This window comes from Thermoleptolyngbya sp. M55_K2018_002, from assembly GCF_015295965.1.
Lineage (GTDB): Bacteria > Cyanobacteriota > Cyanobacteriia > Elainellales > Elainellaceae > Thermoleptolyngbya > Thermoleptolyngbya sichuanensis.
In genome coordinates this window covers 1-2054 of record NZ_DVEA01000131.1, presented here as the reverse complement: position 1 = coordinate 2054, position 2054 = coordinate 1, and the positions used below count along the sequence as shown (strand labels likewise).

1 protein-coding gene and 1 pseudogene are annotated in these 2054 nt (G+C 56.4%); one reads left to right on the top strand and one right to left on the bottom strand.

What is annotated here, in order from left to right:
* Nucleotides 1-749, bottom strand: a pseudogene (locus IGS51_RS06330) (hypothetical protein); the annotation flags it as partial.
* 465 nt (nt 750-1214) lie between these two features.
* Between IGS51_RS06330 and IGS51_RS06325 the strand changes: the two are divergent.
* On the top strand, nt 1215-2015 hold the full coding sequence (locus tag IGS51_RS06325; protein ID WP_297077258.1) for an RMD1 family protein: 801 nt from the start codon (nt 1215-1217) through the stop codon (nt 2013-2015).
* The last annotated feature ends 39 nt before the right edge of the window (nt 2016-2054 follow it).

Genomic DNA, 2054 nt, shown 5'->3' with positions numbered 1-2054 from the left:
CCTGTGTCCAAATCCACCACAAACACGCCAGCCGACAGCCCGGTCTGAGCCACAAGCGACTGTAGTGTGGTCGTGAGCGGCGCAATCGGCTGCCCCAGACGCAGCTTCATAATCGCAGAAGACGGATTGGCAGGCACAAGATCACCGCGAAAGCCAGGAGTCGGCGTAGGGCTGGGGGCGGGGGTGGGACTGGCGGCCAGGCTGGCGGCTGTGGTGTCCTGGGCCCGGATTGTCGGATTCCAGACAGAAAGGCTAGTGCCCACGATTGCCCCAATGCCCACACCCAGAATGATCAAGCGAGTCGCATAGAGCAGTGGCGAAGCAGGGGCTGGGGGATGGGCGCGTCCCCGACGGGGAGTCGAGCGCGATCGCCCCACGGGTCGGGGAGCCAGCGCCACTGGACGCTCAGGTCGTCTCGCCGCATCAGGACGATTCCCATTCGGAGAAAGTGAGCGAGGCTGGGGTTGGATCAGCGCCAGAGATGGCGGATTCGACCGTTCAGACGACCGGCGACCGTTGCCAGCAGCGGGCGATCGCTCTGAATGATCCAGGACGTTGCGTAAGTTCAGCGGTGGCTGGGCCGAATAGGAGGCGCGGGGAGAGATGGGGCGGGGCGATCGCGCCAGTGTATGTCCCGAACGAGGAGCCTGACTTGTAGCCGAGCGATCGCCCGATTGCGATCGACTGCCTGCGGCCGGCGGCACAGACCCCAAAGGCTGAGTTCCACCCTGCCCAGATCGCCGTTTCATGCGGCGTCGGGACGAGCGGGATGGTTTTCCAGAACCCAGCATAAGGGCATACCTCCAGGAAATTTTCGACTTGCGTCACGCGATTTCTGACCTTACAGCTAAATATAACGAACCCCGTTTCATCCGTTGCACCGAATTTAGGGAAAACTGACTAGACAAGCCAGATCCGCGCAATCCTCGTCAAATGACTCTAATAACGACTCTGATTTAGATCGTTTAAGATAAAGTTTCAGCGCTTAGACAGCAGGCTTCCCTCAGAATTCGAGACGTTCTGCTGTCCAGCCGCTTTGGTTCAGCGAGGAATTGCACCCCTAGTTTTCAGGCATGATCAGCCCAGCAACCCACTGCCCTCCAGAGAGACAACGCTTTGGACAGAGCCGTTTCTGGTTTTTAATCATGCGACAGCAAGAAGGTGAGTAGCGGCTTGCGCTGGTTTAGAAAGACAAGCCTATTGAAATTCACCCCATGCAAAAATTACTATTTCCTGACAAAGACGCAGTTAAAGGACGCGCAATTTTTCTTGGAGAGCGCCTCGACTTGCGAACGCTAGAAGCGACCACACCCCTCGGACGGCAACCCTTGGCGATCGCCGCTGGAAGCGATGGCTGCGTGGTTCTCTTTAAATATGGTGCAGTGGTGCTATTCGGGTTAGACCCCATTGAGGAGGCCACTTTTTTAAATAACTTGAAACCCTTAGTGCAGGAGCCGTTCAGCAAGCCTGAAACCGAGGAAGCGACCCTCCGGATCGAGCCGTCGCGAGCGGGGCAGGTGGAAAATGGCATTATCTCGCTGCAAGAATTTAGCGTAGAGTCGCTGCAAGTGGTGGCCGATGTGCTGGCTAAGAGCGTGGTGCTGGCACACTACGAACTGGGCACAGCCAGCGTCTTTGACCAAATCGAACCCTTCGCTGCGGGGCTACAGCGCACCACCAAAAATGAGCGCTGGGGCAAAGAACTCCTGCGGCAGCTCGGACGGACGTTATCCATTCAGCATAAAATCGTGGGTCGGGTCGAAATTATCGACAAACCCGACCTGCTCTGGGAAGCACCCGAACTGGAGCGACTCTACGCCCGCTTAGAAAATGAGTATGAAATCCGCGATCGCCATCAGGCTCTAGAACGCAAGCTAGGACTGATTTCCAGCACAGCAGAAACAGTATTAGATCTGCTCCAGCACAACAGCGGCCTGCGCGTAGAGTGGTACGTTGTTGTGCTGATCGTAGTAGAAATATTGCTGTCGTTCTACGATATCTTCGTTAAGGTCTGAGCGCATCGTCCAGAAGTTCAAAGCTCAGAAACTCAAAGC

Excerpts from the sequence above, each read along its gene's own strand:
- IGS51_RS06325 (WP_297077258.1), top strand. The coding sequence starts at position 1,215 with ATGCAAAAATTACTATTTCCTGACAAAGACGCAGTTAAAGGACGCGCA.